This is a genomic window from Herbaspirillum robiniae (assembly GCF_002213415.1).
Classification (GTDB): domain Bacteria; phylum Pseudomonadota; class Gammaproteobacteria; order Burkholderiales; family Burkholderiaceae_D; genus Herbaspirillum; species Herbaspirillum robiniae.
In genome coordinates this window covers 122,108-147,930 of the sequence record NZ_NJGU01000006.1, presented here as the reverse complement: position 1 = coordinate 147,930, position 25,823 = coordinate 122,108, and the positions used below count along the sequence as shown (strand labels likewise).

Annotated in this window: 20 protein-coding genes; 13 read left to right on the top strand and 7 right to left on the bottom strand. The window is 66.1% G+C overall.

All coding sequences use genetic code 11. The features are described from left to right. The first annotated feature begins 83 nt into the window (after nt 1-83). On the top strand, nt 84-2,045 hold the full coding sequence (locus tag CEJ42_RS12245; RefSeq protein ID WP_088751245.1) for an APC family permease: 1,962 nt from the start codon (nt 84-86) through the stop codon (nt 2,043-2,045). A gap of 54 nt (nt 2,046-2,099) precedes the next feature. Here CEJ42_RS12245 and CEJ42_RS12240 read toward each other — a convergent pair whose 3' ends face one another. From CEJ42_RS12240 to CEJ42_RS12215, 5 genes are all read right to left on the bottom strand, one after another. Next, nucleotides 2,100-2,543: a surface-adhesin E family protein gene (locus CEJ42_RS12240; protein WP_079219366.1), complete on the bottom strand. Its 444-nt coding sequence runs from the start codon at nt 2,541-2,543 to the stop codon at nt 2,100-2,102. Nucleotides 2,544-2,867: 324 nt separating this feature from the next. Next, the gene (locus CEJ42_RS12230) at nt 2,868-3,356 is read right to left on the bottom strand and encodes an Hcp family type VI secretion system effector (protein ID WP_079218828.1); all 489 of its coding nucleotides are present in this window, start codon (nt 3,354-3,356) and stop codon (nt 2,868-2,870) included. A gap of 175 nt (nt 3,357-3,531) precedes the next feature. After that, a complete protein-coding gene (locus CEJ42_RS12225; protein WP_088751244.1) occupies nt 3,532-4,548 on the bottom strand; it encodes a DctP family TRAP transporter solute-binding subunit in 1,017 nt (338 codons plus the stop codon). Between the two features lie 201 nt (nt 4,549-4,749). Further along, nucleotides 4,750-5,829 (bottom strand): tartrate dehydrogenase, encoded by a 1,080-nt coding sequence (locus tag CEJ42_RS12220; RefSeq protein ID WP_088751243.1) that lies wholly within the window; start codon nt 5,827-5,829, stop codon nt 4,750-4,752. A gap of 203 nt (nt 5,830-6,032) precedes the next feature. Then, entirely contained in the window at nt 6,033-6,977 is a 945-nt protein-coding gene (locus CEJ42_RS12215; protein ID WP_088751439.1) for a D-hexose-6-phosphate mutarotase, read from the bottom strand. A gap of 169 nt (nt 6,978-7,146) precedes the next feature. Here CEJ42_RS12215 and CEJ42_RS12210 point away from each other — a divergent pair, with 169 nt between their 5' ends. Continuing rightward, nucleotides 7,147-8,061, top strand: coding sequence for a LysR family transcriptional regulator (locus CEJ42_RS12210; protein ID WP_088751242.1), 915 nt, complete (start codon nt 7,147-7,149; stop codon nt 8,059-8,061). Between the two features lie 15 nt (nt 8,062-8,076). On the opposite strand, the gene CEJ42_RS12205 is transcribed toward CEJ42_RS12210, so the two are convergent. After that, nucleotides 8,077-8,997 carry a LysR family transcriptional regulator gene (locus CEJ42_RS12205; protein ID WP_088751241.1) on the bottom strand — a complete coding sequence of 307 codons (921 nt, stop codon included), beginning with the start codon at nt 8,995-8,997 and terminating at the stop codon, nt 8,077-8,079. A 209-nt stretch (nt 8,998-9,206) separates the two neighbouring features. On the opposite strand from CEJ42_RS12205, the gene CEJ42_RS12200 reads away from it, so the two are divergent. From CEJ42_RS12200 to CEJ42_RS12190, 3 genes are all read left to right on the top strand, one after another. Continuing rightward, entirely contained in the window at nt 9,207-9,719 is a 513-nt protein-coding gene (locus tag CEJ42_RS12200; RefSeq protein ID WP_079218834.1) for a sigma-70 family RNA polymerase sigma factor, read from the top strand. Further along, nucleotides 9,716-10,705: a FecR domain-containing protein gene (locus tag CEJ42_RS25025; RefSeq protein ID WP_165774427.1), complete on the top strand. Its 990-nt coding sequence runs from the start codon at nt 9,716-9,718 to the stop codon at nt 10,703-10,705. The genes CEJ42_RS12200 and CEJ42_RS25025 overlap by 4 nt, the downstream gene beginning before the upstream one ends. A 140-nt stretch (nt 10,706-10,845) precedes the next feature. Continuing rightward, a complete protein-coding gene (locus tag CEJ42_RS12190) occupies nt 10,846-13,350 on the top strand; it encodes a TonB-dependent siderophore receptor (protein ID WP_088751240.1) in 2,505 nt (834 codons plus the stop codon). 59 nt (nt 13,351-13,409) lie between these two features. Here CEJ42_RS12190 and CEJ42_RS12185 read toward each other — a convergent pair whose 3' ends face one another. Then, nucleotides 13,410-14,477 carry a substrate-binding domain-containing protein gene (locus CEJ42_RS12185; protein WP_079218836.1) on the bottom strand — a complete coding sequence of 356 codons (1,068 nt, stop codon included), beginning with the start codon at nt 14,475-14,477 and terminating at the stop codon, nt 13,410-13,412. A gap of 220 nt (nt 14,478-14,697) precedes the next feature. Between CEJ42_RS12185 and CEJ42_RS12180 the strand changes: the two genes are divergently transcribed. The 8 genes from CEJ42_RS12180 to CEJ42_RS12145 all read left to right on the top strand — a co-directional run bounded on the left by CEJ42_RS12180 (nt 14,698) and on the right by CEJ42_RS12145 (nt 25,695). Beyond that, nucleotides 14,698-16,347 (top strand): OFA family MFS transporter, encoded by a 1,650-nt coding sequence (locus CEJ42_RS12180; RefSeq protein WP_088751239.1) that lies wholly within the window; start codon nt 14,698-14,700, stop codon nt 16,345-16,347. Between the two features lie 465 nt (nt 16,348-16,812). After that, on the top strand, nt 16,813-17,292 hold the full coding sequence (locus tag CEJ42_RS12175; protein ID WP_088751238.1) for a formate dehydrogenase subunit gamma: 480 nt from the start codon (nt 16,813-16,815) through the stop codon (nt 17,290-17,292). Beyond that, the gene (locus CEJ42_RS12170; protein ID WP_088751237.1) at nt 17,289-18,848 is read left to right on the top strand and encodes a formate dehydrogenase beta subunit; all 1,560 of its coding nucleotides are present in this window, start codon (nt 17,289-17,291) and stop codon (nt 18,846-18,848) included. Before CEJ42_RS12175 ends, CEJ42_RS12170 begins: the two co-directional genes overlap by 4 nt. A gap of 38 nt (nt 18,849-18,886) precedes the next feature. Beyond that, nucleotides 18,887-21,766 (top strand): formate dehydrogenase subunit alpha, encoded by a 2,880-nt coding sequence (gene fdhF / locus CEJ42_RS12165; protein WP_088751236.1) that lies wholly within the window; start codon nt 18,887-18,889, stop codon nt 21,764-21,766. A gap of 225 nt (nt 21,767-21,991) precedes the next feature. Next, nucleotides 21,992-22,837: a formate dehydrogenase accessory sulfurtransferase FdhD gene (fdhD, locus tag CEJ42_RS12160; protein WP_088751235.1), complete on the top strand. Its 846-nt coding sequence runs from the start codon at nt 21,992-21,994 to the stop codon at nt 22,835-22,837. Nucleotides 22,838-22,885: 48 nt separating this feature from the next. After that, nucleotides 22,886-23,113, top strand: a complete 228-nt coding sequence (locus tag CEJ42_RS12155) for a formate dehydrogenase subunit delta (protein WP_079218842.1) — start codon at nt 22,886-22,888, stop codon at nt 23,111-23,113. Between the two features lie 353 nt (nt 23,114-23,466). Continuing rightward, nucleotides 23,467-24,594 carry a LacI family DNA-binding transcriptional regulator gene (locus CEJ42_RS12150; protein ID WP_088751234.1) on the top strand — a complete coding sequence of 376 codons (1,128 nt, stop codon included), beginning with the start codon at nt 23,467-23,469 and terminating at the stop codon, nt 24,592-24,594. A gap of 297 nt (nt 24,595-24,891) precedes the next feature. Continuing rightward, nucleotides 24,892-25,695: a transporter substrate-binding domain-containing protein gene (locus CEJ42_RS12145; protein ID WP_079218844.1), complete on the top strand. Its 804-nt coding sequence runs from the start codon at nt 24,892-24,894 to the stop codon at nt 25,693-25,695. Nucleotides 25,696-25,823 lie beyond the last annotated feature (128 nt).

The window sequence follows — 25,823 nt, the reverse complement described above, 5'->3', positions numbered from 1 at the left end:
AAGTGCCGGACAAGAGAAGCGGGTATCATGGCGGGCTGGGTAAAACACGCGGCGCCGCGCTTCGGCGGCGCCCGTCCTAAGCAATGAAGCCGTTGAAGATACGTGAAATCGTGATCGGGAAAGCACTCGATCCGCTCAAGAGCGAAACCCGCCATTCGCTCGCCCTGGTGGCCTTCCTGGCCTGGGTCGGGCTGGGCGCGGACGGCCTGTCCTCGTCCGCCTACGGTCCCGAGGAAAGTTTCCGTGCCCTGGGCCAATACACCCACCTGGGCCTTTACCTGGCGCTGGCCACGGCGCTGACCGTGTTCATCATCGCGCTGGCCTACAACCAGGTGATCGAACTGTTCCCCACCGGAGGCGGCGGCTATCGCGTCGCCACCAAGCTGGTCGGCCCGTACCTCGGGCTGGTGTCCGGCGTGGCGCTGATCCTGGACTATGTGCTCACCATCGCCATCTCGATCGCCTCCGGCGTGGATGCGCTGGCGTCCATGTTGCCGCTGGGGTTCCAGCCCTACAAGCTGTGGGTGGAGGCGATCTGCATCGGCATCCTGATCGTGCTGAACCTGCGCGGCCTGAAGGAGGCGATCCGGATATTGCTGCCGATCTTCCTCGGCTTCGTGGCGACGCACCTGGTGCTGATCCTCTACGGCGTGTTCGCGCATGCCGGGCATTTCCCCTCGCTGGTGCCCGATACCCTGGCCGAGACCGGTCGCCTGGCCGACCATATCGGCTGGTCGGGCGTGGCGGCCATGCTGCTGCTGGCCTATTCGCAGGGCGGCGGCACCTATACCGGGCTGGAGGCGGTCTCCAACAACGTCAACATGCTGGCCGAGCCGCGCGTGCGCACCGGCAAGGTCACCATGATCTACATGGCGCTGTCGCTGGCCTTCACCGCCGGCGGGATCTTCCTGCTCTACCTGTTGTGGGACGCCAGGCACGTCGATGGCCAGACCCTCAACGCCTCCACCTTCCGCATCATCATCGCCAGCCTGAGCATCGAGGCGAAGTGGATCAACGACCTGATGCTCATGGTGGTGCTGGCCTTCGAGGCCGGGCTGCTGTTCGTGGCCGCCAATACCGGCTTCCTGGGCGGCCCGGCGGTGTTGTCCAACATGGCCGCCGACTCCTGGGTGCCGCACAAATTCCGCTATCTCTCGACCCGGCTGGTGACGCAGAACGGCATCCTGGTGATGGGCCTGGCGGCGCTGGCGATCCTGTTCTGGACCCAGGGCAGCGTGACGCTGCTCATCGTGCTGTATTCGATCTCGGTGTTCCTGACCTTCGCGATCTCGCTGTTCGGCCTGTGCCGATACTGGTGGCGCCACCGCAGCCGGCTGGACCACTGGAAGCGCCGCTTCCTGCTGTCGCTGGCCGGTTTCGTGATCTGCTTCTCGATCCTGTGCGTGCTGCTGGCGGAGAAGTTCACCACCGGCGGCTGGGCCACGGCGCTGATCATCGCCGCCATGTCGGCGCTGTGCATCTACATCCGCAATCACTATCGCGACACCAAGGAGGCGATCCGCACCGTCGACCAGATCTTCGCCAACCAGCCCTTCGGCACCGAGACCGGCGAGATCGTGCCCGACCCGGCCAACCAGACCGCGGTGTTCATCGTGGGCACGTCGCGCGGCGGCGGGCTGCATGCGCTGTTGTGGGTGCAGCGCATGTTCCCGGAGCACTTCAAGAACTTCATCTTCGTCAACGCGCGCACCGTGGATTCGCATGCCTACGGCGGCGAGGGCGCGGTCGAGCAGATGCGCGCCGAGGCCGATGCCACGCTGCGCTTCTTCGTCGATTTCTGCCGCAGCCACGGCATGGCGGCGTCGTCGCGCCTGGGCTTCGGCACCGACGCGGTGCAGGAAGTCACGCGGCTGTGCTTCGAGATCAGCAAGCAATATCCCAACGCCATCTTCTTCACCAGCAAGCTGATCTTCGAGCAGGACAACTGGTTCATCCGGTTGCTGCACAACCAGGCGGCGCTGGCGGTGCAGCGTCGCCTGCATTTCGACGGCTTGCAGATGGTGATTTTGCCGATGAAGGTGTGAGCCCGGGGCCGATGCCAACGCCAGCAGGCGCGGGCAGGTGTTGACTGCCTGCGCTTACTTGCCGCAGACGGCCTCGATGGCGCGTTCGCCGGTGGAGCCGGGGATGGGATCCTGCAGCTTGACGTCGGAGTAGGCCAGTTGCGGCGCCAGCAGCAGCTGGCCCTTGCCGTCCGGCTGCGAATACATCTTGCGGCTGCCGAAACCGAGCTGGCGGTTGTTGCAGTCGAAGTAGGCGGTGGAGATTTCCGAGGTGTAGTAGGTCTTGCTGCCCTGGCCCATCAGCAGCTGCGGGCGGCTCCAGTTCAGCAGGATCTGCGCCTGGCGGATGCTGCGCGTGGCCACGATGCTGTTCTTGTCGACGAAGAAGCTGCCGATGGTGTTGTCGCCCAGCGGCGACCAGTCGGCCAGGGCCGGCATCGCGGCGCAACCCAGCGCCAGTGCGGCAACCAGGCGTGCCGATGCGCGCCTGAGGAGAGAAGAGGAATTCTGTACGTCCATATCGGCAGAGTGCGTCGCGATCACGGGCGGCATCTGTCAGCTGAACATGACGGCCAGCATGGCCACGTCGTCTTCCAGCAGCAGCGCCAGGGTCACGCCCCAGAACAGCGTCTCCGCCGCCAGCAGGTGCCAGGTACGCCACAAGCTCGAATGCATGTCCAACACCAGTATCGCGAAAGTTTGAGTTGCAGCAATCCTAACATGCGGCGGACGAACGGTCATGGCGGCCGGCAATGAAAAAGCCCGCCACAAGGGCGGGCATGAAGCTCAGGAGGAGACATCGGTCGGGCTCGCCGGCGGCGGACCCGCAAGGCGGAGCCGGGATCAGGACTTCGGCGCCAGCCAGGAATCTTCGGCTTCGATGCCGTCCGGATCGAAGGTCCAGGTGATCTTCTCGTAGGTGAACGAGATGTCTTCCATGTGGCCCATCTGCTTGTTCTCGGCGGTCAGGCAGTTCGGGGTCCAGGCGCGCATGTTGGTCACGATGGCGTTGGACAGCTTGACGGTGTAGTACTTCTCTTCGGTGCCCTTGGGCGAGATGCGGTAGTACTCCAGCGTCACATCCTTCATCTGTTCGCCCGAGGTCAGCGCCTGGAACAGCTTGGGCGAGGACTTGTCGATTTCCTTGGTCAGGGTCATCGGGCAGTGTACGCGCTTGCCGGTGGGCAGGCCGTTTTGCGGGCTCTTGGGGATTTCGATGGTGTGATCCACGGCTTGCACCAGGATCTTGCCTTCGTGGCCTTTGACTTTGGTGGAGCCTTCGATCTTGCCTTGGTTTTGGCCTTCGAGGATCAGGTAGCAGGGCATCGGCATGATAATTTCCTTTCAATGTGTTCAATGAGTGAGTTGGGCGAACCGTCGGTCTTTCTGCTGCGCCGGTCTTTGTGTCCTGCGCATGCTTCGCAGTCTAGGGACCGACGGTTACGCTCACATTTCAGGAAATCCGCTTCAGGTTACGAATGAAACAGTTGTCGTTGCGTCATCGTTTCTATTTCAGCACCGCCGGATCGCGCCCGGTGGTGTTGAAGATCTCCATCATCAACTCCTTGCCCACGCGCTTCTCCATGTCGTGATAGACCGGCGCCTGGGCTTTGCGCCATGCGTCCTTGTCCTGCGCCGTCATGGTCAGGATTTTGGTTTTCCCGGTCTGGCGGATCTCCTCCAGCGCGTCGTCGTTTTCCTTCTTCGAGTTGCTGTTGAAGTAGGTGGTGGCGTCCTTCACCGCCTGGTCCATGAGCGGCCGGATGTCGGGCGGCAGCGAATCCCAGAAGCGCTTGTTGGCGATCAGCACGTAGCCGTGATAGCCGTGCTCGGAGACGGTCAGGTATTTCTGCACTTCATAGAACTTGGACGTGCTGACGATGGAGGGCGGATTTTCCTGTCCGTCGACCACGCCGGTCTGCAAGCCCTGGTACACCTCGGCGAAGGCCATCACCTGCGGCAGCGCGCCCACCGCGCGGGTGCGCGCGTCGATCACCTTGGAGGACTGGATGCGGATCTTCATGCCCTTGATATCGGCCGGCTTGACGATGGGCTTGTTGGAGGTCCAGTCGAGAAAGCCGCTGTCGAGCATCGCCAGGCCGGTGATGCCCTTGCTGTCGAGCAGCTTGAGCATGCGCGCGCCGATGGGGCCCTGCGTCACCTTCTGCGCCTGCTCCATGTTGTCGAACAGGTAGGGCAGGTCGAACACCTCGAACTCGCGCACGCCGATCGGCCCGAACTTGCCGAAGGTCGGTGCCAGCATCTGCACCGATCCCATCTGCAGCGCCTCGAGTTCTTCCTTGTCCTTGTAGAGCTGGCTGTTGGCGTAGACCTCCACCTTCACGCGACCCTGGGTGCGTTCTTCCACGATCTTCTTGAAGTAGTCGGCGGTCTTGCCCTTGGAGGTGTTGGCCGCCACCACGTGGCTGAACTTGATGACGATGGGGGCTTGCTGGGCGTGGACGGAGCCGGCGGCCAGTTGCGCGAACAGGGCGAGGGCGCCCAGGGTCTTCCAGGGTTTCATGTTTGTCTCCTTTGTTGTCATGGGCGGCACGGCGCCGCCTTCGGGGCCTGCAATGCTGCTGCTCCGCTCTGCGGCGGATGCGAATGGAACATCGGGTGATGGCTGGATATTGCGGTGTTGCAATGCTGCGGAGGGACCGGCGGGCATGAGCCCGCCGGCGTCGCGGCGGCCGGGAAGCCGCCGGGAAAGCGCTGATGCGGATCAGATCGCGGCGGCGATCGCCTTTCCGACTTCGGTGGTGTTGCTCTTGCCGCCCAGGTCCGGCGTCTTCGGGCCGTCCACCAGCACGCGCTCGACCGCCGACAGGATGGCGTCGTGCGCCTCCTTGTATTTGGCGTCGCCGTTGCCGAGGAACTCCAGCATCATCGCGCCCGACCAGATCATGGCGACCGGGTTGGCGATGTTCTTGCCGAAGATGTCCGGCGCCGAGCCGTGCACCGGCTCGAACAGCGAGGGCAGCTCGCGCGAGGGATTGATGTTGGCCGAAGGCGCGATGCCGATGGTGCCGGTGCAGGCCGGACCGAGGTCGGAGAGGATGTCGCCGAACAGGTTGGAGGCCACCACCACGTCGAAGCGGTCCGGGTTCAGCACGAAGTGCGCGGTCAGGATGTCGATGTGGTACTTGTCGCGCCTGACGTCCTCGTACTGCTTGCCCATGGCTTCCACGCGTTCGTCCCAGTAGGGCATGGTGATGGCGATGCCGTTGGACTTGGTGGCCGAGGTCAGGTGCTTCTTGGGGCGGCTGCGCGCCAGGTCGAAGGCGAACTTCAGGATGCGGTCGGTGCCCTTGCGGCTGAAGATGGATTCCTGGATCACCATTTCGCGCTCGGTGCCCTCATACATGCGCCCGCCCACGGAGGAGTACTCGCCCTCGGTGTTCTCGCGCACCACGTAGAAGTCGATGTCGCCGGGCTTGCGGTTGGCCAGCGGGCAGGGCACGCCGGGCATCAGGCGCACCGGGCGCAGGTTCACGTACAGGTCGAAATCGCGGCGGAACTTCAGCAGCGAGCCCCACAGAGAGACGTGGTCGGGCACCGTGGCCGGCCAGCCGACCGCGCCGAAGAAGATCGCCTCGAAGCCCTTCAACTGGTCGAACCAGTCGTCGGGCATCATCTTGCCGTGCTTGGCGTAGTAGTTGCAGTGCGCCCAGTCGAAATGGGTGAACTCGATGTCGATGCCGAACTTCTTGCTGGCGGCCTCGACCGCGCGCAGGCCTTCGGGCATGACTTCCTGGCCGATGCCGTCGCCGGCGATGACTGCGATCCGGTGTTTCTTTGCCATATGCATTTCTCCTCGTTGATGCGGCGCCTTGGCTGACGGAGTCTGGCGGCGCCTGTCGGAGGGAAATCATAAGGCGCAACGGCCGTCCGATCATGCACGGATCGGTGATTCCATAAAACACGTATCGTGAATAATCGGGACGCAAAAAAGGCGCCGCCGGAATCCGGCCGCGCCCTGGTCCATACCGGCCGAACGCAGTCAGTTCAGGCCGCGCCGCCCAGCGGTTCGGCCCACAGCGCCACGCCCATGCTGTGTTCTTCGCCCGGCGCCAGTTCCACCAGGTCGTCCATGACGTTGGCGGTCTCGATGCACAGCATGCGCTGCCAGGCGTCATCGGCGAACTGCGACAGGCGGCGCGCCTTGCTGGCCCACGGGTTCCAGACCACGGCCGAGGTCGAGCCGCTGGCCTCGATGCGGATGCGGCGGTTCCAGCCGTCGTCGCGGATGGCCAGTTGCGGCGGCAGGTCGAGGTAGATGCGGTCGGTCTCGCTGCTGACCACCAGCGCGCGCTTCTGCTGGCGTTCGGCCCAGCCTTCCAGCGTCTCGATGTAGCGCTGGCCTTCCAGGCCTTCGACGGTGGCGTTGTGGATGCTGCTGACGGCGAAGTAGCTGTGCAGCGCCTGCGACAGCGCGATGTGCTGCTCGCTGCCGTTGCGGGTGGTCAGCTTCAGGTGCAGGCGGTCGTCCAGCAGGATCTCCAGGCGCAGCTCCAGTCCGGGCGGCAGGTGGCGCAGGCTGGGCGATTCCGATGTCGGCGGGATGGCCAGCGTCAGGCGCACGCTGTCGCCTTCGATGGCGTTCTCCACCAGGATCCACTCGATGCCGCGCACCAGGCCGTGCGCCGGCAGGCGGCCGCCGGAATGCAGCGCCTGCACCTGCGGCGGGTTGCGCATCAGGTCGCCGAACCAGGGCCAGCACACCGGAATGCCGCCGCGCACCGAATTGCCGGCCTCGAAGGCGGCTTCCTCGCTCATCCAGATCACCGGCTCCTGGCCGTGCTCCTGGTAGCGCAGCACCTGCGCGCCCTGCTCGGCGATCAGCAGCTCGGCCCTGGCCGTCTGCACGCGCAGGCAGTACAGCTGGTTGACTTCGATGCGCTGGATATGCGGCAGCTGTGCCGGGACTTCCTGGTCCTCTGTGAAGATCATGCTGTGAAACTCCGAAAGATCATTGCGATAGCGCAAGCCTGCCACATTTCGGCCGCGCACGGGAGGGATTCGCCACGATGCCGCGCCACGGCCGGGCTTGCGATGGCAAAACGGCAATTCGCCGCGCTGGCTATAATCCACGGATCGTGGCCCTAATCCATCACATATCGTGAACAATTCTCCCTTGCTCGAAGACCTGCGCCTGTTCTGCGTGGTCGCCCGCCGCAGCAGTTTTGCCGAATCCGCCAAGGAAGTCGGCGCCTCGCCCGCCTACATCAGCAAGCGCATCGCGCTGCTGGAAGAGGCGCTGGGCGTGCGGCTGTTCCACCGCACCACGCGCAGCGTGGTGATGACCGAGGAGGGCGGCAACGTGCACGAATGGGCGCGCAGGATCCTGGATGACGTCGAGCAGATGATGGAGACCGTCAGCAGCGCCAAGCGGGTGCCGCGCGGCTTGCTCAAGGTCAGCACCAGTTTCGGCCTGGGGCGCAAGTTCGTCTCGCCCATCCTGTCGCAGTTCGCGGCGCTGCATCCGGAGCTGAAGATCCAGCTGGAGCTGGTGGACCGCCAGATCGACCTGGTCAACGAAGGCATCGACCTCGACATCCGCGTCGGTCCCGGCCACGAGCAGCATCTGTTTTCCAAGCGCATCCTGCCCAGCCAGCGCGTGCTGTGCGCCAGCCCGGCCTACCTGAAGAAGCACGGCACGCCGGGCGAGCTGTCGGCGCTGCGCCAGCACCAGTGCCTGGTGATCCGCGAGCGCAACCAGTCCTTCGGCATCTGGCGCATGATCGGCCCCAAGGGGGCGGAGACGGTGAAGGTGTCGGGCGGGCTGGCGTCGAACCACGGCGAGATCATCCACCAGTGGGCGGTGGACGGCCACGGCATCATCCTGCGCTCGATCTGGGACGTGGCCGACAGCATCAAGCGCGGCCGCCTGGTGCGGGTGCTGCCGCAGTATTACCAGGAGGCCGACCTGTGCGCGGTGTATCCGCTGCAGTTGAAGAATTCCGCCAAGGTGCGCGAGTGCGTGCGCTTCCTGCAGAAGCACCTGGATGTGAGCGCGCCGGCCGCCTCGCTTTAGGGGGCGGCCAAGGACTCAGCGCCCGGCGACGTGTTGGCGCAGTACGCGTTCCAGCGTTTGGGCCACGTGCATGACGGCGAGGTCGTCGTCGCTGCGCTTGTGGCGCAGCAGGTGCAGCGGCAGGCCCGCCACCGGCAGCGGCGGGCGCAGGCAGGCCAGCGGCGTCGGATGGGCGGCGCTGGCGGCCGGCACGCAATGCATGGGCATCAGTGCGATCAGGTCGGAGTTCTGCAGCAGCGGCGCGGCCATCAGGAAATTGGGCACCGCCACGCCTATCCTGCGCGCCAGCCCCTGGGCGGCGAGCTGCTCTTCCAGCATGCGGTTGAGGGTGTCGTGGCTAGCCACCAGCAGATGCGGATGCGCCAGCCACTTTTGCAGCGTCAGCTGCTGCGCGGCCGGATGGCCGTGACGCATCACTGCCACGCAGCGCTCCTGCAGCACTTCACGGCTGCGCACGGCGGCCTGCGGCTTTGCCGGCGAGCCGATGACCAGGTCCACCTGCGCGCGCTCCAGGCTGTCGGCCGCGGCGGCGTCGCTGTGCCAGGCCTGGAACTCCAGATCCAGGCGCGGCGCGCTCTGCGCCAGCTCGGCGTACAGCGCCGGCGCGATCACCTGGGCCGGATAGTCGGCCATCAGCAATCGCACCCGCTGCGTCACGCCGGCCACGCCCGCCTCCTGCTCCTGCACGCCATGACCCGCGGCCGCCAGCGCCTGCCGCAGCGGTTCGCGCAGCGCCTGCGCGGCCGTGGTCAGCTGCATGGCGTCGCCGCCGTCTTCCAGCAGCGGATCCTGGAACAGCTGGCGGCAGCGCTCCAGCGCGCTGGCCGCGGCCGGCAAGGGCAGTCCGATACGGGCGGCGCCGCGCGCCAGATGGGCTTCGTCCAGGACGGCGTTGAGCAGGGAAAGAAGCTTGGGATCGATGGAGGCGAGATTCATGAAACGGGCTGGTCAGTTCATCCGGACCGGCAGCGGCGGGGCGTTGCGGCGGATCGGGGCGCGGCAGTGTAGCCTGATCAGGTGCGGTGGACAAGCAGCGCGGCGCATCAATACTGTAGAATGATATCCATTCTCATTTAAAAAGATGCCGACGCCGCAGGAGCCCGATCCGCGCGCGCACGGCGTCCACCCTTGCCGGCATCCATTCCATGTCTATCACCGACCCGCAGCATCGGCACCTGGCTACGCTCTACAGCGACCATCACGGCTGGCTCAAGGCCTGGCTGCGCGGCAAGCTGGGTTGCGCGGCGGATGCCGCCGACCTTGCGCAGGACACCTTCCTGCGCCTGCTCAACCGCGACGAGTCCCAGGCCCACGGCCTGCGCCAGCCGCGCGCTTACCTGACCCGCATCGCGCAAGGGCTGGTGATCGACCACTGGCGGCGCCGCGACGTCGAACGGGCCTATCTCGATGCTTTGGCCGCCATGCCGGAAGCGGAGCTCCCTTCGCCGGAAACCCGGCTACTGATCATCGACACGCTGGTGCGCATCGATGCCGCGCTCGATGCGCTCAAGCCGCGCACGCGCCAGGCCTTCCTGCTGGCGCAGCTGGAGGGGCTGAGCGGCCCGGCCATCGCGGCCCGGCTCGGGGTTTCGCTGGCCACGGTCGAACGCGACCTCAACGCCGCCTGGCAGCAGTGCTACCGGGTGTATTTCCTGTGAGCGCCGTCCCCGTCATCGATCCCGAGCTGGTCGACCAGGCGATCGCCTGGAGCGTGCGGCTGCGCCTGCACGCGGCCGATCCGGTACAGCGCCAGGCGTGCCAGGCGTGGCGCAGCGCCGACGCCCGGCATGAGGCGGCGTGGCAGCGCATCGCGTCCATGCAGCAGGCGCTGGCGAACGTGCCGCCGACGCTGGCCGGCCAGGTGCTGGCTGCGCGCGCCGGCGAGGCGTCCGCGCGCAAGGGGCGGCGCAATGCGCTCAAGTTGCTGCTGGCCGGCGCGGCCGTCGGCGCCACCGCCTATGCCGGCCGCGACAGCGCCTGGATGCAGCAGGCGCTGGCCGACTACAGCACCGGCGTGGGCCAGCGCCGGCAGGTGCGGCTGGACGACGGCACCGAGCTGCTGCTCAATACCGGCACCTCGGTCAATGTGCGTTACGAGGCCGGCCGGCGCCTGGTCGAAGTGCGCCGCGGCGAAGTGATGATCACCACCGGGCGCGACGAGGCGTCGCCGCAGCATCGGCCGTTCGTCGCCGGCACCTCCGACGGCACGATGCTGGCCATGGGCACGCGCTTCCTGGTGCGCAAGGAGGATGAGCGCACCCGCCTGACGGTGCTGGAGCACGCGGTCGAACTGGAGAGCGCCGGCGGGGCGTCGGCGCCGGTGCTGGCGCAGGCCGGCGACAGCTACTACATGACGCGCGCGGCGGTCTGGCGCGCCGACGTCGCCGAGTTTGATCCCGGCGCCTGGACCGAAGGCCTGATTGCCGCGCGCGAGATGCGCATGGATCGCTTCCTGGCCGAGCTGTCGCGCTATCGCCCCGGGCTGCTGCGCTGCGACCCGGCGGTGGCGGACCTGCCGGTGTCGGGCATCTTCCAGCTGGCCGATACCGACCGCACGCTGGAAGTGCTGCTGGCCACGCAGCCGGTCGCAGCGCTCTATCGCACGCGCTGGTGGGTCACGATCATCCCGCGCAGGCCGCAGTGACGTTGGCGGCAACCGCATGGCGGGCGGGGCTTTCCGCCCGGCCTTGAAAATAATCCGAAATAAGTGAGGGGATTGGCGATTTGCTGCGGCATACAAGTTGAAGCTCCTATCAACCTGACCCCATGCCCCACTCAAATCACATGCCTACCCGAACCACCCCGTCCGCGGCGACCGCCGCTCCCGTCCTTCGCCCGCTCTCGCACGCCGTTGCGGGCGCCTTGCTGGTGCTGGCGTTCGGCCTGCCGGCGGCATCGCCGGCCCGGGCGCAGGCCGCCGCCGGCAGCGTCGCCGCACACGCCTACCGCATTCCCTCGGGTCCCTTGGATGCCGCGCTGGACCGCTTCGCCCGCGAAGCCCGCATCACGCTGACCTACGACGGCGCCAGCCTGCGCGGCCTGCAAAGCGCGGGACTGAACGGCAGCTACACCGTCGATGCCGGCCTGGCCGCCTTGCTGGCGGGCAGCGGCATGGGGGCGGTGCGCCTGGCCGCCGGCGACTACGCGGTGCGCGCCGTCGCCGCGGCGCAATCGACGCCGGGCGCGGCGCAGCCGCTGCCCACCGTGGTGGTGAAGGAGCGGGCTGAAGCCGAGACCGCCCTGACGCCGGTGACGGGCAACGTGGCGCGCGTCAGCCGCGTCGGCACCAAGACCGATACCTCGCTGAAGGAAACGCCGCAGTCGATCTCGGTGATCACGCGCGACCAGCTCGATGCGCAAGGCGTGGAGAGCATCGCCGAGGGCCTGCGCTATACGCCCGGCGTGGTCATGCAATACGGCAATACCGACTTGCGCTACGACTGGCTGACGGTGCGCGGCTTCGTGCCGGGACGCTACCTGGACGGGCTGCGCCTGCCGTTCGGCTCGCGCGGCTATTCGCAGCCGCGCATCGAGCCGTTCGGGCTGGAGCGCATCGAGGTGCTGAAGGGGCCGGCGTCGCTGCTGTACGGACAGGCGGCGCCGGGCGGGCTGGTCAACATGGTCAGCAAGCGTCCCACCACCGAGACCGTGCGCGAGGTCGAGCTGCAATACGGCAACAACAACCGCAAGCAGCTGGGCATTGACCTGGGCGGGCAGATCGACGAGCAGGGCGAACTCAGCTATCGCCTGGTCGGCCTGGCGCGCAAGAGCGACACCGCCTACGACTATGTGAGCGAAGAGAAGACCTACTTCGCGCCCTCGCTGACCTGGCGGCCGGACGCCGCCACCCAGCTGACGCTGCTGGCGCAATACCAGAAGATCGACTCGAAGGGCGGCGGCGGGGCGCCCGTGCTGACGGCCAACGGCACGCTCTACACCAGCGTCTACCCGGCGCTGTCGCGCAGCACCTTCGCCGGCGAGCCGAATTTCGACCGTTTCACCAACGAGCAGTATTTCCTCGGCTATGAATTCGAGCACCGCTTCAACGACAGCTGGAGCGTGCGCCAGAACCTGCGCTTCGGCGAGGTCAGGGCCGATACCCGGCGCATCCAGGCGGCCTGCCTGAGCGCCGCGTGCAACCCGGCGACGCTGGCGCGCTACGCCTGGGCGTTCCCGGAAACCTCGCGCATGTGGACCATCGACAACCAGCTCCAGGGCAAGCTGGATCTGGGCGCGACGCGCCATACGGTGCTGCTGGGCGCGGATTATTCGTCCGAGCGCAGTCACTACGAAGAAAGCAGCCTGAGCATCCTGGGCACGCTGTTCAACGCCTACGCGCCGGTCTACGGCAGCTACAGCGGCGCCGTGCCGCCGGTGGCCACGCGCATCGAACAGGATCGCGACCAGTTCGGCATCTACCTGCAGGACCAGATCCGCCTGGAGCGCTGGACGCTGGTGGCCGGCGGCCGCTACGACTGGGCCGATACCGGCACCCGCACCGCCACGACGACCGCGCGCAGCTCGGTCAGCCAGCGCGACAGCGCCTTCACCGGCCGCCTCGGCCTGCTCTACAGTTTCGACAACGGCATCACGCCTTACGTCAGCTATTCGACCTCGTTCCAGCCGACGGTGGGCACCAGCCGTACGCTGGAAGTGTTCAAGCCGACCAAGGGCAAGCAGACCGAAGCGGGCGTGAAATACCAGCCGGACGGTTCGCGCACCATGGTCACGCTGTCGGCCTATGAGATGACGCAGCAGAACGTGACCACGCCCGATCCGCTCAATACCAGCTTCAACGAACAGACCGGCGAAGTGCGCGTGCGCGGGCTGGAGCTGGAGGGCAAGGTGGAGCTGGACAAGGGCCTGGACCTGATCGCCTCGTACGCCTACACCGACAGCAAGATCACCCGGGCCAACGCCAACGGCAGCGGCGTCAACACCACCGGCAACCGGCTGGCCTTCGTGCCGCGCAACCAGGCCAGCGCCTGGCTCGACTATACGGTGCAGGATGCCGCGCTGGCCGGACTGGGCGGGGGCTTCGGCGCGCGCTACCTGGGCGAGAGCTACGGCGACAACACCAACCTCTACCACATGCCAGGCGTCACCCTGTTCGACGCCGCGCTGCGCTACGACTTCGGCAAGACCAATGCGCAGCTGAAGGGATTGCGGATGTCGCTCAACGCCTCCAACATCTTCAACAAGACCTATGTCGCCGCGTGCCTCTCTGCGGCAGGCTGCTATTACGGCGACGGCCGCAGCGTCTACCTGACCATGAAGTACGGCTGGTAAGTCGCTGGGGAGAAGCAGGAGGGGAGGCGGCGCGGACCTGGGGCCGCGCCGTTTTCATTTCAGCCGAAGGCTTCCTTGAGCGTCTGGATCTTGCCGGTGTCGGTGGCGTCGTAGCCGGCCAGGCCGTTGACGGCGGTGCGGAAGGATTCGGATTGCAGGATGTCGATCACCGCGCGGATCAGCGGGTCGTGCAGCGAGGCGGCCGGCAGCGCGAAGAAATAGCGCTCGCGCACCAGCGGGATGAATTCCAGGCCGAAGCGCTGGGACGCCGTCTGCACGCCGAAGCCCACATCGGCCATGCCGCTGGCGATGAAAGCCGCCACCGCCGAGTGGGTGAACTCGGTGTTTTCAAAGCCGTTGATCTTCTTGTGCGCGATGCCCTGGCCGGACAGCATCAGCTCCAGCAGCATGCGCGTGCCCGAGCCGGCCTCGCGGTTGACGAAGCGCAGGTCGGGGCGGGTCAGGTCGGCCAGCGACTGCACGTTCTTCGGATTGCCCGGCTCCACGAACAGGCCCTGCGCCCGCACCGCGAGGTGGATCAGGCAGTCGCTGCGCTTGTTGAGCCATTTGGCGTAGGTGGCGATGGCCGGCTTCTCGAACTCGCCCAGCGGCACGTGGAAGCCCGCCAGGTCGCACTCCTGGCGCGACAGCGCGGCCACCGCGTCGGTGCTGTGGCGATAGCGCACCTCCACCGGCAGCCGGGCCTCGTTGATCTTGCCCAGCAGGGCCGCCACGGCAAAGCCGTGGCTGGCGTTCAGGCGCACCGTCTCGGATTTGCCTTCCACCGTCTTGCCCAGCTCGATCTCCAGCTCCGACGCCAGGCTGTCCAGCGTGGGCGACAGGCGCGCCGCCACCAGGCGGTCGGCCCACAGCAGCTTGTTGGCGAAATCGGTGAGGGTGGTGCCGCGTCCGCGGCCGCTGTCGATCAGGCTGTTGCCGAAAATCCGCTCGGCGTCGCGCAGCAGGCCCCAGGCATGGCGGTAGGAGTAGCGGATCTGTTGCGAGGCCTGGGCAATGGAGCCGCTTTGCTGGATCGCGGTCAGCAGCGTGAGCAGGTTGGCCGTATCCAGCGCCGCCTCGTTGTCGTAGGCGATCTCCCAGTGCGGTTTGATGTGGACTTTATACATTTATGTAAAAGATAGCATATTGAGCGGGCCGTTTTTAGGTGATAATTTCGCGTCAGCCTGCATAAATGATAAAAAATATATGCAGTGTTGTACATATATAAACAAGAGAGGGACATCGTCGCAAAGATGGGCCGGCCCACGAACCGCCCCTACCGGCTTTGCCGCGGATTCCCTCCTCAGATCCACCACATCAATCTCTACATAAATATTCGGAGGAATAATGGCTTTCGATTTCCTGAACAAGGAACATACGGTTGCCAAGCCGGGCTTCAACCGCTGGTTGGTGCCGCCGGCCGCACTTGCAATTCACCTTTGTATCGGCATGGCCTACGGCTTTTCCGTGTTCTGGCTGCCGCTGTCCAAGGCGCTGGGCGTGACCGCGCCCATCGCCTGCGGCGCCGATGTCGGCTTCTTCGCGCAGATCTTCTCGTCCGCCTGTGACTGGAAGATTTCCATGCTGGGCTGGATGTACACGATGTTCTTCGTGCTGCTGGGCATCTCGGCGGCGATCTGGGGCGGCTGGCTGGAACACGCCGGTCCCCGCAAGGCCGGTGTCGTGGCAGCCGTGTGCTGGTGCGGCGGCCTGCTGATCTCGGCGTTGGGCGTCAAGACCCACCAGCTGTGGCTGATGTGGGTCGGCTCCGGCGTCATCGGCGGCGTAGGCCTGGGCCTGGGCTACATCTCGCCCGTCTCGACCCTGATCAAGTGGTTCCCGGACCGCCGCGGCATGGCGACCGGCATGGCCATCATGGGCTTCGGCGGCGGCGCGCTGGTCGGCACCCCGCTGGCCGATGCGCTGATGAAGAAGTTCGCCTCCCCGACCTCGGTGGGCGTGTGGGAAACCTTCGTCGTCATGGCGATCATCTACTTCGTGTTCATGATGGCCGGCGCCTTCGGCTACCGCGTTCCGCCTTCGGGCTGGAAGCCGGCCGGCTGGACCCCGCCGGTTCCCGCTGCCGGCAGCGGCACCATGATCACCCAGAACCACGTGCACGTCTCCAAGGTCTGGGGCATTCCCCAGTTCTGGCTGGTGTGGCTGGTGCTGTGCCTGAACGTGTCGGCCGGTATCGGCGTCATCGGCATCGCCTCGCCGATGCTGCAGGAAGTGTTCGGCGGTCACCTGCTGGGCGTCAATGTCGGCTTCAACGACCTGTCGGTCGAGCAGAAGGCCGCCATCGCCGCGCTGGCGGCAGGCTTCACCGGCCTGATCAGCCTGTTCAACATCGGCGGTCGCTTCGCCTGGGCCTCGTGCTCGGACTTCTTCGGCCGCAAGATGACCTACGCGATCTTCTTCGTGCTGGGCTTCGTGCTGTACGTCAGCCTGCCGTGGTCGGCCAAGGGCCACAGCATCGCGCTGTTCGTCGGCGCGGTCTGCATCATCCTGTCGATGTACGGCGGCGGTTTCGCCACCGTGCCGGCTTACCTGGCCGACCTGTTCGGCACCCAGATGGTGGGCGCCATCCACGGCCGCCTGCTGACCGCGTGGGCGACCGCCGGCATCCTGGGCCCGGTGGTGGTGAACTACATGCGTGAGTACCAGCTGTCGCTGGGCATGCCCAAGGACCAGGTCTACAACACCACGATGTACATCCTGGCCGGCATGCTGGTGCTGGGCCTGATCTGCAACCTGCTGATCCGCCCGGTCGCCGCCAAGCACTTCATGACGCCGGAAGAACTGGCTGCCGAGAAGAAGCTGGCGCACGAGAAGTCGGCTGCCGAAGCGGCCGCCACCGCGTCCTCGGACGACATGTCCAAGATCGGTTCCGGCGGCAACCCGCTGGTGATCGGCCTGGCATGGGCGGCAGTGGGCATCCCGCTGATCTGGGGCATCACCCTGGTGCTGCAGAAGTCGGCAGTGCTGTTCCGTTGATCGGAACCTGACGCAGGCAATACCGCCGGCCCCCGCAAGAGGGCCGGCAAGCGGCGAAAGCCGCTGACACAACCCGCAAGGGGAGCGCATCCGCAGGCGGGTTGTGTCAGCGACTATCAAAAAACAGGGAACGGCGCCGGCATGTCCGGTATGTGCAGGGGCCGTATCCGCAGTGTTCTGTACCAACCCGCAAAGGCAGGGAGAACATGCAACAACGGAGACCAGCTGTATCCATGCGCAGGGCCATCTCTCATGGTTCCCGGGCATCGCTTTTGCCCGCGCCGCGTATCCCGGCGCCGCGCCTTGTCGCGCCGGCCGCGGCGTTCCTCTCCCTTCTTTACCTCACTTCGTTCGAGCGGGCCGGCCCATAGCAGGCCTGCCCCTACCCGGTTTCATTTGAAATTCGCGGCCGGCAACAAGATCCCCAGGGACGACGGCCGCACCATCGCAAGGCAGGAGACTTCAATGAACAGGCAACAGATTTTCGACGTGGCGGCGGTGCGCGGCATCATCGCCGAACGCAAGGGGATGGCCGGCGCCATGCTGCCCATCCTGCACGGGATACAGGAGAAGGTCGGCTACATTCCGGCCGACGCCGTGCCCATGATCGCAGGCGAGCTCAACGTCTCGCGCGCCGAGGTGCATGGCGTGATTTCCTTCTACCACTTCTTCCGCCAGCAGCCGCCGGGCAAGCACGTGGTGCAGGTATGCCGGGCCGAGGCCTGCCAGGCGCGCGGTTCCGAGGCGCTGGCCGAGCATGCGCAGAACGTGCTGGGCTGCGGTTTCCACGAGTCCACGGCGGACGGCATGTTCACGCTGGAGCCGGTGTATTGCCTCGGCCAGTGCGCCTGCGGCCCCAACCTCACGATCGACGACGAGCTGCACGCGCGCGTCGGCGCCGACAAATTCCAGCGGCTGGTGCAGGCCAAGCGGGAGGCATCATGAGCGCCGACGCGATCACGGTCTATGTCCCGCGCGACTCCACCGCGCTGGCGCTGGGCGCCAATGAGGTGGCCGCGGCCATCGCCGCCGAGGCCGGCAGGCGCGGCCTGAAGGTCGAGCTGGTGCGCAACGGCTCGCGCGGCATGTTCTGGCTGGAGCCGCTGGTGGAAGTGGCCACCGGCGCCGGCCGCGTCGCCTACGGCCCGGTCGACGCGGGCGACGTGCCCGGCCTGTTCGATGCCGGTTTCCTGGGCGGCGGCGCGCATGCGCTGGCGCAGGGCCCGACCGAGGAGATCGCCTACCTGAAGAAGCAGGAGCGCCTGACCTTCGCCCGCGTCGGCGTCACCGATCCGTTGTCGCTGGACGACTACCTGGCCCATGAAGGTTATGTGGGCCTGAAGAACGCGCTGGCCTTGACGCCCGAAGGCGTGGTGCAGCAGGTGCTGGACTCAGGCCTGCGCGGCCGCGGCGGCGCGGCTTTCCCCACCGGCATCAAGTGGAAGACCGTGGCCGGCGCCAAGGCGGCGCAGAAGTACGTGGTGTGCAACGCCGACGAGGGCGACTCCGGCACCTTCTCCGACCGCATGGTGATGGAAGACGACCCCTTCATGCTGATCGAGGGCATGACGATCGCCGCCGTCGCGGTGGGCGCCACCGAAGGCTACATCTACGTGCGCTCGGAATATCCGCACGCCATCGCCACGCTCAACGAGGCCATCGCCATCGCCGCTGGCAGGGGCTACCTCGGCGACAACATCCTGGGCTCCGGCAAGCGCTTCCGGCTGGAAGTGCGCAAGGGCGCCGGCGCCTACATCTGCGGCGAAGAGACCGCCATGCTGGAGAGCATCGAGGGCAAGCGCGGCGTGGTGCGCGCCAAGCCGCCGCTGCCGGCGCTGGAGGGTTTGTTCGGCAAGCCGACCGTGATCAACAACCTGATCTCGCTGGCCTCGGTGCCCATCATCCTGGCGCGCGGCGCCGACTTCTACAAGAATTACGGCGTCGGTCGTTCGATGGGAACGCTGCCGTTCCAGCTGGCCGGCAACATCAAGCGCGGCGGGCTGGTGGAAAAGGCCTTCGGCCTGACATTGCGCGAGCTGCTGGAGGATTTCGGCGGCGGCACCGACAGCGGCCGGCCGATCCGCACCGTGCAGATGGGCGGCCCGCTGGGCGCCTACATGCCGCAGAGCCAGTTCGACACGCCGCTGGACTACGAGGCCTTCGCCGCCATCGGCGCGATGATCGGTCACGGCGGCCTGGTGGTGTTCGACGACACGGTGGACATGGCCAAGCAGGCGCGCTACGCGATGGAGTTTTGCGCGGTCGAATCCTGCGGCAAGTGCACGCCGTGCCGCATCGGCTCCACCCGCGGCGTGGAGGTGATCGACAAGATCGTCGCCAACCACGAGCGGCCGCAGCAGATCCACCTGCTGCGCAGCCTGTGCGACACGATGGTCAACGGCTCGCTGTGCGCCATGGGCGGCATGACGCCGTTCCCGGTGCTGTCGGCGCTGAACCATTTCCCGGAAGACTTCGGCACGCCCAATGAGAAGGCTGCCTGATCCCCACTCAAGTTCATCGTATTGCGGAGGTTTGCATCATGAATCAGCTCAATGAAACCGACTACGGCACTCCGGCGCGCGTCGCGGAACAGGAAGTCACGCTGGAGATCGACGGCGTCGCCGTCACGGTGCCGGCCGGCACCTCGGTCATGCGCGCCTCGGTCGAGGCAGGCATCAACGTGCCCAAGCTGTGCGCCACCGACAGCCTGGAACCCTTCGGCTCCTGCCGCCTGTGCCTGGTGGAGATCGAGAAGGACGGCCGCAAGATGAAAGGCTACCCGGCCTCCTGCACCACGCCCTGCGAGCCGGGCATGAAGGTCAGCACGCAGACGCCCAAGCTGGCCGAGATCCGCCGCGGCGTGATGGAGCTCTACATCTCCGACCACCCGCTGGACTGCCTGACCTGCCCGACCAACGGCAACTGCGAACTGCAGGACATGGCCGGCGCCGTCGGCCTGCGCGAAGTGCGCTACGGCTACGAGGGCGAGAACCACCTGGAGCTGAAGAAGGACGAGTCCAATCCCTACTTCACCTATGACCCATCCAAGTGCATCGTCTGCAACCGCTGCGTGCGCGCCTGCGAGGAGACCCAGGGCACCTTCGCGCTGACCATCAACGGCCGCGGCTTCGAGTCGCGCGTCTCGGCCGGCCAGATGGACAGCTTCATGGAATCCGAGTGCGTGTCCTGCGGCGCCTGCGTGGAGGCCTGCCCGACCGCGACGCTGACCGAGAAGACCGTGATCATGATGGGCCAGGCCGAGCACAGCGCGGTCACCACCTGCGCCTATTGCGGCGTGGGCTGCTCGTTCAAGGCCGAGATGAAGGGCAACGAGGTGGTGCGCATGGTGCCGTACAAGGACGGCAAGGCCAACCACGGCCACTCCTGCGTGAAGGGGCGTTTCGCCTGGGGTTATGCGACGCACAAGGACCGCATCCTCAACCCGATGATCCGCAAGAGCATCAACGATCCGTGGCGCGAGGTGTCGTGGGACGAGGCGCTGTCCTATGCGGCCAGCGAGTTCCGCCGCATCCAGGCCAAGCATGGCAAGGATTCCATCGGCGGCATCACCTCCTCGCGCTGCACCAACGAGGAGACTTACCTGGTGCAGAAACTGGTGCGCGCCGCCTTCGGCAACAACAACGTCGACACCTGCGCGCGCGTGTGTCATTCGCCCACCGGCTACGGCCTGAAGCAGACGCTGGGCGAGTCGGCCGGCACCCAGACCTTCGACTCGGTGATGAAGTCCGACGTGATCCTGATCATGGGCGCCAATCCGGCCTCCGGCCACCCGGTGTTCGCGTCGCAGATCAAGCGCCGCGTGCGCCAGGGCGCCAGGCTGATCGTGATCGACCCGCGCAGCACCGAGATGGTCAAGTCGCCGCACGTGCAGGCCGACTACCACCTGAAGCTGCGCCCCGGCACCAACGTCGCCATCATCACCGCGCTGGCGCATGTGGTGCTGTCCGAAGGCTTGCAGAAGGAGGACTACATCCTCGAGCGCTGCGACGTGAAGTCCTACAACGACTGGAAGGAGTTCGTGCTGCGGCCGGACAATTCGCCCGAGGCCATGGCCGAAGTCACCGGCGTGCCGGCCGAGCAGATCCGCGGCGCCGCGCGGCTGTTCGCCACCGGCGGCAACGCCGCCATCTACTACGGCCTGGGCGTGACCGAACACGCGCAGGGTTCCACCACCGTGATCGGCATCGCCAACCTGGCCATGTGCACCGGCAACGTCGGCCGCGAAGGCGTGGGCGTGAACCCGCTGCGCGGCCAGAACAACGTGCAGGGCTCGTGCGACATGGGTTCCTTCCCGCACGAGCTGCCGGGCTATCGCCATATCTCGGACTCCACCGTGCGCGGCCAGTTCGAGCAGGCCTGGGGCGTGACGCTGAACCCGGAGCCGGGCCTGCGCATTCCCAACATGTTCGACGCCGCGCTGGACGGCAGCTTCAAGGGCCTGTACTGCGAGGGCGAGGACATCGTGCAGTCCGACCCCAACACCCAGCACGTGGCGGCCGCCCTGCAGGCGATGGAATGCATCGTGGTGCAGGACCTGTTCCTGAACGAAACCGCCAAGTACGCCCACGTGTTCCTGCCCGGCTCCTCGTTCCTGGAAAAGGACGGCACCTTCACCAACGCCGAGCGCCGCATCTCGCGCGTGCGCAAGGTGATGCCGCCCAAGGCCGGCAAGTCCGACTGGGAAGTCACGGTGGCCCTGGCCGAAGCGCTGGGCTACCCGATGCCGTACAATCATCCCTCTGAAATCATGGACGAGATCGCCGCGCTGACGCCGAGTTTCCACGGCGTCAACTATGCCAAGCTGGAGAAGCTGGGCAGCATCCAGTGGCCGTGCAACGACGCCGCGCCCGAGGGCACGCCCATCATGCACATCGGCAGCTTCATCCGCGGCAAGGGCAAGTTCCTCAACACGCAATACTTCGCCACCGACGAGAAGGTGACGCAGCGCTACCCGCTGATCCTGACCACCGGCCGCATCCTGTCGCAGTACAACGTCGGCGCCCAGACGCGCCGCACCGAGAACTCGCAGTGGCACAGCGAGGACGTGCTGGAAATTCACCCGCACGACGCCGAGGACCGCGGCATCCGCGAGGGCGACTGGGTCGGCATCGAATCGCGCGCCGGCCAGACCGTGCTGCGTGCGACCGTGACGGAGAAGGTGCAGCCGGGCGTGGTGTACACCACTTTCCACTTCCCGGAATCGGGCGCCAACGTGATCACCACCGACAACTCGGACTGGGCCACCAACTGCCCCGAGTACAAGGTGACGGCGGTGCAGGTGCTGCCGCAGCCCGTCGTGCAGCCGTCGCAATGGCAGCAGCACTACCAGCGCTTCAACCGCGAGCAGCTTGACCTGCTGAAGGGTGAGAAGGCGGCGGAGCCGTTGGTGACGAAGTGATGGGTGGCCGGCGCGGTGTCACGACGATCCGCCCGGTTGCCGTCGAAATATAAACCGTCATCCCGGCGAAAGCCGGGATCCAGCGACGTTAAACGGCCGTGGATGCACCCCGCACGTCACTGGGTTCCGGCCTGCGCCGGAACGACACGGCGGTGGAGGCATTAACGTGATTTCTCCGTAGCACGCAGCATCGTCATACCGTTACACAATGAACCGCAGGAAAGCATGAACGCACGCATCCCCCCATCCCCCAACGTCGATGAAGCCACCGGCGAATATGCAACTTCAGCCCGCGTGAGCGTGGACCGCTGGCGCGACGGCCGTCGCGAGACGGTGGACGACGTGGTGGCCGAGGAAGTGCCCATCGCATTGGAATACAACGGCATCTCGCACGCCGTGATGATGGCCACGCCGGCCGACCTGGAGGACTTCGCGCTGGGCTTCTCGCTCACCGAGGGCATCGTGGCCGAGCCGGGCGAGTTGTATGAATGCGAGATCGTCCCCGGTTGCGAGGGCGTGCAGGTGCAGATGCGCATCGCCACCGAGCGTTTCGTGGCATTGAAGGAGAAGCGCCGCAACCTGACCGGTCGCACCGGCTGCGGCCTGTGCGGCGCCGAGACGCTGGAGCAGGCGGTGCGCCATCCCAAAGCGGTGGCCGCCGGCGGCGCACGCTTCAGCATCGACCAGATCCACGCCGCGCTGGAAGACATGCAGGGCGGCCAGCAATTGCAGCAGATCACCGGCGCCACCCACGCCGCCGCCTGGCTGGGCGCCGACGGCAGGATCGCCCTGGTGCGCGAGGACGTCGGCCGCCACAACGCGCTGGACAAGCTGATCGGCGCGCTGGCCGAAGACGGCGCCGATTTCTCGCAAGGCGCGGCCATCATCACCAGCCGCGCCAGCTACGAGATGGTGCAGAAAGCGGCCACGGTAGGCATCGGCTTCATCGCCGCCATCTCGGCGCCGACCGCGCTGGCGATCCGGCTGGCCGAAGAGACCGATGTGACGCTGCTCGGTTTTGTGCGCAAACAGGGGCATGTGGTCTATGCCAGGCCGCACCGGCTGCGCTGAAGTGCAGGCTGGGGCAGCGATATAACAACATTTGCAGGAGGACGACACATGAACACCGAACACCTGATCAAGATGGCCAACCAGATCGGCTCTTTTTTCTCCACCATGCCCGACCGCGAGCAGGCCGTGGCCGATCTGGCATCGCATCTCAAGCGTTTCTGGGAGCCGCGCATGCGCAAGGCCTTCCTTGACTATATCGATCGCACGCAAGGCGAGGGCCTGGATCCCATCGTGCTGGAAGCCGTGCACAAGCATATGCAGCAGCAGGCCGTGTGAGCGCGGCCCGCAGCGGACCTCGCGCATCGATCCACCAGCCGCCTTCGGGCGGCTTTTTCTTTTTCTGGCCAAGGCCGGCGCATCTCCCAGCGGTGTCGCCGGCCTGTTGTCGCATGCGATGAGAAGGTCGGCCTGCGGGTACTTGCTCGCATTTCATATTGCATTCCGTCACTATCCGCTCAACTTCATCCAAGCGCCTCAAATTTTTCATCTGAAAGCGTTTGCCAAACATTTTTTGCGCTGCTATCTTGGAACCGGTTCCAAAAGATTCAATAAATGAGCAGCCCGGAACCCGAGAAGCACAAATCGACTGACAACGATCGCGACGCGATCAACAGATTTGGCGGGCAACAGTGAGACAAAACACAAAGACCGGCACCGACCGGGTCACGATCGCGCAGGTCGCGCGTGAGGCCGGGGTGTCGAAAACCAGCGTATCGCGTTACCTCGGCGGCGAATTCGACGCGCTGTCGGTGCGCCTGCGCGACCAGATCGGCAAGACCATCGCGCGCCTGGGTTACCAGCCAAGCCAGATGGCGCGCGGACTGAAGGGCGGGCGCACCCGGCTGATCGGCATGCTGGTGGCCGACATCCTGAATCCCTATTCGGTGGCGGTGCTGCACGGCGCGGAAGCGGCCTGCCAGAAGTACGGTTACACGCTGATGCTGTGCAATACCGGCAACGACGAGGAGCGCGAGAAGCAGTCGCTGGCGGCGCTACATTCCTACAGCGTCGAGGGCCTGCTGTTCAATACCCAGGGGCGCAATGTGACGCCGTTAAAGGAGCTGGGGCAGGCGGCCTTCCCGGTGGTGCTGCTGGACCGTCGCATCGAGGGCTGCGACTTCGACCTGGTCGGGCTGGACAACGTCAAGGCCGCGCAGCTGGCCACGCGCCACCTGCTGGCGCAGGGCTATACCGATATCGCGCTGGTGGTGCAGCCGCTGTACGGCGTGAGTTCCCGCCAGGGGCGGCAGGCCGGTTTCCTGCAGGCGATGTCCGAGCGGTCTGACTGCCACGGCGAGACGCTGGAAGTGCATATCGACCAGCCCGGCCACACCGCGACCGTGTTGCGCGAATTCTTCGAACGGCGCAGCGGCAGCGGCGGGCGCGTCGCCATCCTGGCCGGCAACGGCATGGTGTCGCTGCAGATCGCGCTGGCGCTGCAAAGCATGAAGCTGGGGTTTCCCGACGACGTCGGCCTGCTGTGCTTCGACGAGCTGTCGTGGTCGCCGCTGGTGGGCAGCGGCATCAGCACCATCGAGCAGCCGACCTATGAAATCGGCTTCACCGCGATCGAACGCCTGCTGGTGCGCATCAACGGTGAACGCTCGGTGCGCATGGAGATCCTCCTGGACGGCAGGCTGATCAGCCGCGGATCGAGCGTGAGCGTCGCCGGCAGCGGGGACATGGCCTTGAGCAGCCGGGTGGCGCAGAAGATGCGCAAGGCGGCCGCGGCGACGGCGCCTGGCATCGCCGCGTAGCGAGGTCTAAGGCGACCGGCTGGAACCGGTACCAGTGATTTGCAGGGGAGGGTAGTTCAGAACGCGGCGCCATTGCGCCCGACTGGTCAGACCTTAGAACAGGACGGAAGGGCGCAGTCGTCGCCCGCAGGATTTGCAAGCAAGGGCCGGCCTTCATCGGCGGCAGACAGACCTGAGGCATATCAGGCGTAGCAGCAAAGAGGGGCGCAAGAACCCGACCGGGTTTGGAGCCACACGGACTGCCGTGGATCACGGCACATTTCGCCGTGATCCACGGCGTACTTTCAGGAGACTAGGATGAGCATCAAGAAGCTTTTCAGCACCAAATTCATCGCGCTGACCCTGGCCGCGACCTGCGCGGTCGCAGGCGCCGCCAGCGCCAGCGCGCAGAGCATCGCCGAGCTGACCAAGAAGGGCAAGATCACCATCGGCGTGGTCAGCGGCACGCCGCCGTTCGGCAGCGTCGATGCCAAGGGCGTGCCCATCGGCTACGACGTCGACGTGGCCAACCTGATCGGCAAGTACCTGGGCCTGCCGGTGGAAATCGTTCCGCTGGTGCCGCCGGCCCGCATCCCGGCGCTGGAGTCCGGCAAGGTCGACATGCTGGCCGCGACGCTGGCGCCGACGCCCGAGCGTGCCAAGGCCGTGCTGTTCACCATCCCCTACAGCGGCTTCGAGCTGTCCATCGTCGGCCCGGTCGGCAGCAACTACAAGAAGCTCGACGACCTGGTGAAGAAGAAAGTCGGCGTCTCGCGCGGTTCCACCAACGACACCGCGCTGACGCGCCTGGCGCCTCCGGGAACCACGCTGGTGCGCTTCGAGGATGACTCCACCGTGACCCAGGCGCTGCTGTCCAACCAGGTCGACGCGATCTCGATCCCCAACACCATGGCGACCGAAATCGTGAAGACCCGCGGCCAGGGCAAGATCGAAGTCAAGTTCCCGTACTCGGTGCAACCGAACTCGATGACCGTGCGCAAGGGCTCCTACGAGCTGCAGCAATGGCTGAACAACTTCATCTACTACGTGAAGCTGAACGGCGAGCTGGACGCGATCTCGCGCAAGTGGGCCGGTCCGCTGCCGAACCTGCCGGTGTTCTAAAACTTGCCTTATGTCCTACGGCGAGGCTGTCAGCGCGGCGCATGCGATGCTCGACATCCTCATGTACTGAAGTACATTCCGGCGCCTGCGCTTCTCTGCGCCGCGCTGACAGCCTCTCGCTACGGACC